The sequence below is a fragment of the Succinivibrio sp. genome (assembly GCF_045124615.1).
In the GTDB taxonomy this organism is placed as follows: Bacteria; Pseudomonadota; Gammaproteobacteria; order Enterobacterales; family Succinivibrionaceae; genus Succinivibrio; species Succinivibrio faecicola.
On record NZ_JBGVMC010000391.1, the window covers coordinates 1 to 5,301 of the forward strand.

Annotated in this window: 6 protein-coding genes; 1 reads left to right on the forward strand and 5 read right to left on the reverse strand. The window is 37.1% G+C overall.

The genetic code is table 11. The features are described 5' to 3' along the window. Nucleotides 1–39: 39 nt before the first annotated feature. From ACJML3_RS10440 to ACJML3_RS10455, 4 genes are all read right to left on the reverse strand, one after another. On the reverse strand, nucleotides 40–738 hold the full coding sequence (locus ACJML3_RS10440; RefSeq protein ID WP_406023024.1) for a flagellar hook assembly protein FlgD: 699 nt from the start codon (nucleotides 736–738) through the stop codon (nucleotides 40–42). Nucleotides 739–1,035: 297 nt separating this feature from the next. Further along, the gene (flgC, locus tag ACJML3_RS10445; protein WP_219937388.1) at nucleotides 1,036–1,503 is read right to left on the reverse strand and encodes a flagellar basal body rod protein FlgC; all 468 of its coding nucleotides are present in this window, start codon (nucleotides 1,501–1,503) and stop codon (nucleotides 1,036–1,038) included. Nucleotides 1,504–1,517: 14 nt separating this feature from the next. Next, nucleotides 1,518–1,934, reverse strand: a complete 417-nt coding sequence (gene flgB, locus ACJML3_RS10450; protein WP_219937387.1) for a flagellar basal body rod protein FlgB — start codon at nucleotides 1,932–1,934, stop codon at nucleotides 1,518–1,520. A gap of 213 nt (nucleotides 1,935–2,147) precedes the next feature. After that, nucleotides 2,148–3,398, reverse strand: coding sequence for a CheR family methyltransferase (locus ACJML3_RS10455; RefSeq protein WP_406023026.1), 1,251 nt, complete (start codon nucleotides 3,396–3,398; stop codon nucleotides 2,148–2,150). Here ACJML3_RS10455 and ACJML3_RS10460 point away from each other — a divergent pair. Further along, nucleotides 3,370–3,717, forward strand: coding sequence for a hypothetical protein (locus tag ACJML3_RS10460; RefSeq protein WP_406023028.1), 348 nt, complete (start codon nucleotides 3,370–3,372; stop codon nucleotides 3,715–3,717). The genes ACJML3_RS10455 and ACJML3_RS10460 overlap by 29 nt on opposite strands. Nucleotides 3,718–3,883: 166 nt before the next feature. Here the strand turns inward: ACJML3_RS10460 and ACJML3_RS10465 are convergent, their stop codons facing one another. Then, nucleotides 3,884–4,888: a chemotaxis protein gene (locus tag ACJML3_RS10465; protein WP_406023030.1), complete on the reverse strand. Its 1,005-nt coding sequence runs from the start codon at nucleotides 4,886–4,888 to the stop codon at nucleotides 3,884–3,886. Nucleotides 4,889–5,301 lie beyond the last annotated feature (413 nt).

Consider the following 5,301-nt stretch of genomic DNA (forward strand, 5'->3'; position numbering starts at 1 on the left):
AAAAATGACTGGAGAGGCAAGCTCTCCAGTTCTTTTTTATTAAGATTCTGCAATCTGCTCTACCTTGCTTAGAGGAATTGAACCTGCACCAACAAGATTTAAAACAGTTTCGCTTGGAGTTGAACCTAAAGTTACAGAGCCTACATTAGCATAGGTCTTGAATGGAAGATTTACAATCTTACCGCCCTGCTCTGCTGTAATTGAGAAGGTATACATACCATTAGGAGCCTTTTCACCAGTTTCCTGATCGATAACACCGTCCCAGTTGAAGTCAAAGTCACCATCTGCAACACCACCGCTAAATGAGGCAACAACTGATCCTGATGCATCTTTAATATCAATCTTGATGTCAGCTGCACCATCACCTGCAGAAACCTTAATACCAGCACTATTACCATTAAAGTATGCATTCTTAGAATCAATCAGAACACTTCTACCAATCAGGCTAGATGCTGATAAAGCTGAACTTGAATTGATTGCTGCAATAGCGTTGTTAACATTATCAGAAATAGAAGTTAAATTTTCTACAACTGACAGCTGTGACATTGTTGTAACCATCTGGTTATTGTCAACTGGTGATGATGGATCCTGATTTGCAAGCTGTGTTGTTAATAACTTTAAAAAGTCTGCCTGATCAAGCTTACTGTTAGCTTTTAAATCTGCCTGGTTTGCCTGTGCAGCCTGTGAAGCAAGGAGTGAGGAAGATTTACCAATCTTACTGTAATCAAAGTCGCTCATTTTCAACTCCTAATATATACCGGCAATACTTGCCATAAACTCTGTGTCTGATACTACTTATTCAAGTTGCATGCCAAGATCAGAAATAATATGATAAATACTTGATTTTTATTGATTAATTAAAGATTAATTGATTTATAACCTTTATATTTTTCATCTGCCATGTGGCAAGCTTTGCCTAGTGGCAAAATGCATCATTAAACAGGCAAGTATCTTTATTATAAACAAATTATATAAAAAAAATGCTGAAGAACTTTCATCCTTCAGCAACCGTGCATTACTTACTAAGTTGTCAGTTTACATATTCTGTGAATTTCCAAGCTGTAGTGTGGCCTGCATCATCTTTTTTGCATTCGCAGCTAACTGTACTGCTGTCTGATAAGAACGATTAGCACTTATCATATCTGCCATTTCCTCTACAGGATTTACATTTGGTCTGTAAATATAACCATTTTCATCAGCTAAAGGATGGCTTGGATTGTATTCTTTGATAGTTGGAGCATCTGATTCTACAACACCTTTTAAGCTTACACCGACACCGTATGGTTCTCCTGTAACAGGATCACATACGCCACCGTAATTCTTTTCTGCAAGTAAAGCTTCATCCATTGCTGCAGAGAATAAAGGCCTTCTTGCCTTATAGGTGGTTTCCACAGATGAACTTACTGATTCAGCATTAGCAAGGTTTGATGCTGTGGCATTCATACGAACAGACTGTGCATTCATTGCAGTTCCTGCAATATCCATGATTCTAAACAAGCCCATTTTCTATGCTCCCACTATACCGATGTTCTTAATGCATTCTTAAGTTTAGCAATTCGACCATTGAGAAAAGTCATAGTTGCCTGGTATTCCATTGTATTGTTAACGTACTTCATTCGCTCGGCATCAACCTCAACAGTATTTCCGTTACCAGTATCAGCCTGATATGGATTTCTGTACTTTAAGGTAAGCTCTGGCTCATCAGTGATGGAGTTTTCATCCATATGCAGTTCACTTGTCTTGACCATCTGTGATGGTTTTGTCATCTGAACCTTTGCAGCCTGTTTGAATGCAATGTCAAAATCTAAATCACGTGCCTTATAACCTGGAGTATCAGCATTAGCAAGATTACCTGCCAATACTTCAGCTCTGTGGTTTCGAATTACCATGGTATGCTGATGCACACCAAAAACCTTATCAAAACCTATAGCCATTTTTTTAATCTCCACTGTCAAAAATGCAACACTATTTACTGTTAATCAGATAGTTGCAACTATCGTGCCATGTGTAGTTTTTAAAATAATTACTATATATTTCAATAAGTAATAATTATAAAATGACAAAATTCTTTACAGATGCTTTTATAAAAAAAACAGTGCCAATAATAAATACTGACACTGCCATAAGGAGGTTAATCAGCTAAGTTATTATAAAAATGCGTACTTTTGTGGTTTGAGACGATAAATGATACCTGGATTACAACGCATCATTTCATATTTATCACTCACGCCAACTAGTGTTTCTGTTGAACCTAAAATCAGATAACCACCAGGGTTCAGACACATTGTTAATTTTCTTAAAATATCAGCCTTTACTTCATTTGAGAAATAAATAAGAACATTTCTACAGAAAATTACATCAAACTTACCCATAAGAGCATAGGAACCTAAAAGATTCATTGGTCTGAACTCAACCATACTCTTTACTCTTGGATCTATCTGCATCATGTTAGGTTTATGACATGGCTTGAAGAACTTAGCTTTTCTCTCTGCAGATAAGCCTCTTGATAGAGCATGTACATCATACTGACCTAATCTGCATGTTGTAAGCATTTCAGGTGATAAGTCTGTACCGATAATCTGAGTCTGTTTAGGATCAACATGAAGCATCTTACCTAACTGCTCTTGCACAATCATTGCTATTGAGTAAGGCTCCTGTCCTGATGAGCAAGCTGCAGACCAGATTCTGACAGGATATTTAGCTCGTTTTGCAAGCTCAGGCAAAATAGTATTCTCAAGAGCTGTATAAGGATATGTATCTCTAAACCATAAGGTTTCATTAGTAGTCATTGCATCAATAACTTCTTCTTGAATCTTATTGTTTGGAGTTTCTTCCATTGCTCTATTGATAAGCTCATCAACTGTCTGAATATTGAATTTAGACAGAAGTGATGACAGTCTACTGTTAACAAGATACTGTTTACCGGCACCAAGAACAATACCTGATTTTTCTTCAATAAAAGTAGCAAAACGACGATACTGAACGTCAGTAACTTCCTGAGAATCCTTGATTAGTGATGTTCTTCCATCAGCATCAGTTCTCATTACAGATGCAGTTTTATTGTTTACTGTTGATAAAGCAGCTTTAGCCTCAGCTAGTTTCTTTGCAATATCGTTATTATCTACAGTCGACTGTGTTGATGAAGCTGCTGTTGTTGCAGTAGATGTATTTGTAGTTGCAGCAGCAGTTGCTGTTCTCGTAAATAAAGATGAAGAAGCTGTTCTTGCAACAGTGCTCTGAGATGTAGCTAAAGAACTTATGCTACTTTGCGCTGTTGTTGCAGTTTTTACAAAAGAACTCTGTGCTGTACTTGCAGTGGTTGTGCTAGTAGCAGGTCTTGCGCTAGTAGCTGCAGGTGCTGTTGATACAGTGCCTGTAGCTGTCCTTGCACCACTCAAACCTGATGTTGTAGTTGTACTTGCTGATACTGCAGATCCACTCAATGGTCTGTTTTGCAACGTACTTGCACTAGCAGCAGATGCAGGTGTTTTTGAAAAAGCAGAAGTACTTGCTGATGCAGTGCTTACAGTAGATCTTGATAATGTTGAAGCTGTAGCTGCTGTTTTAGATGAAAACAGGCTAGATCCTGCTGTTACACCAGTTGATACAGCAGGCTTTGCAACAGCATTTAATGTAGAAGTACTTCTTAATGCTGAAGATGAGCTCTGTGCAGTACCACCTAATGTAGTTCGAGCTCCTAAAGAAGAAGATGTCTGAGAAACAGCAGTTTTCTTCTCCTCGCTCGATGTTGAATTTGGTGATGAAAATCTGTTTTCACTATTATCTGTTAACGCCATAACAACAAAGCCTTAGTAATGTTATTCTTATATTGAGAGATCAGTAATGATCTCTCTTTTTTAGTTATTATGAAAAGGTGTGATAGCTATGATTTTTCTAATGCGCTGCTAGCGTCATTCTTATTCATAATCAGATCAGCACCTGATGATCCGGCATTTGTTAGGATAATACCCTTCTTAACAGCCTTTGCAAGCTCTAAAGGATTGAATTTTGGAATAAAATCATTTGCACCGGCCTTACTTACCATACCAAGGTTGAATACACCTGACAGTGAGGTATGAAGAATAATATAGACTGGTTTTAAAACAGGATCCTGTCTTACGGTTGCACAAAGTGTATAACCGTCCATTTCTGGCATTTCAACATCAGAAATTACACAGGCAAACTGCTGGTTGATAGGGCCGTTTGCAGAAGCTTCTTTTAATATATTCAATGCTTCCTTACCATCATTTGCGGTAACTACCTCAAGATTGAGTTTCTCAAGAGAACTGCATACCTGTCTTAGTGCAACCTTTGAGTCATCAGCAACGAGAACTTTAGGCTTATGCTCTTCAACAAGCTTTGAGAACTGCTCGTCATATATCTCATTGAGATCTTGAGTTTCAAGCTTACTTGGAGAAATTTCTTCAAGGATCTTCTCAACATCGAGGATTTCAACTAACTCACCGTCAATTTCAGTTACAGCGGTCATGTAGTTGCTGTCGCCTGCTCCTTTTGGTGGTGGCATAATCTTATCCCAGTTCATATTCAGAATTCTCTCAACACTTGAAACTAGGAATGCATGAGTAGAACGATTGTATTCAGCAATAATGATAAAGCACTTTTCAATATCTCTTGATGGTCTTCCACCTATTGCATAAGCAAGATCGATTACAGAAATAGTCTGACCACGAATATGTGCCACACCGATAACGAATTTCTGCAGTTTTGGCATAACTGTCAGATGAGGACAAGGAAGAACCTCCCTTACTTTGAATACGTTAATACCATATCGTTGACGTAGACCTGACAGTTTGAAAAGCAAAAGCTCCATACGGTTCTGGCCTACAACCTCAGTCAACTCATTTACAGAATCCATTATACCTATCATATTGTTCACCTTAACGAGTCATTTTTTAATTTTAATGGTGGTCACTAACATAAAGAATAATAAGCAAATATAACTTAACCTAAGAAAAAATAAAGAATTTGCTATCATAATCACAGTCAGTTTTTAAATTATGCTATTGATATAGATTATTTTTACGATTTTTTGTTTCCGTAAAAATTATGACTATATCGCTTTTTTGCCAATAATTGTAAAGATATTGACACGGCTAATTCTTTTAATCGATACTTTGCCATATAATTCTATCGTCAAGAATATATAGGCCTTTAACAATGTTTAAGAAAAAAATTCTATCAATAGTATCTATGCTCATATCATCAGTTTTTGCAAACAGTGCTTTTGCAACAACTGAGGAAGCCCTTTTTCTTGAAAATGTAGCAAGGCAGTATATTCTT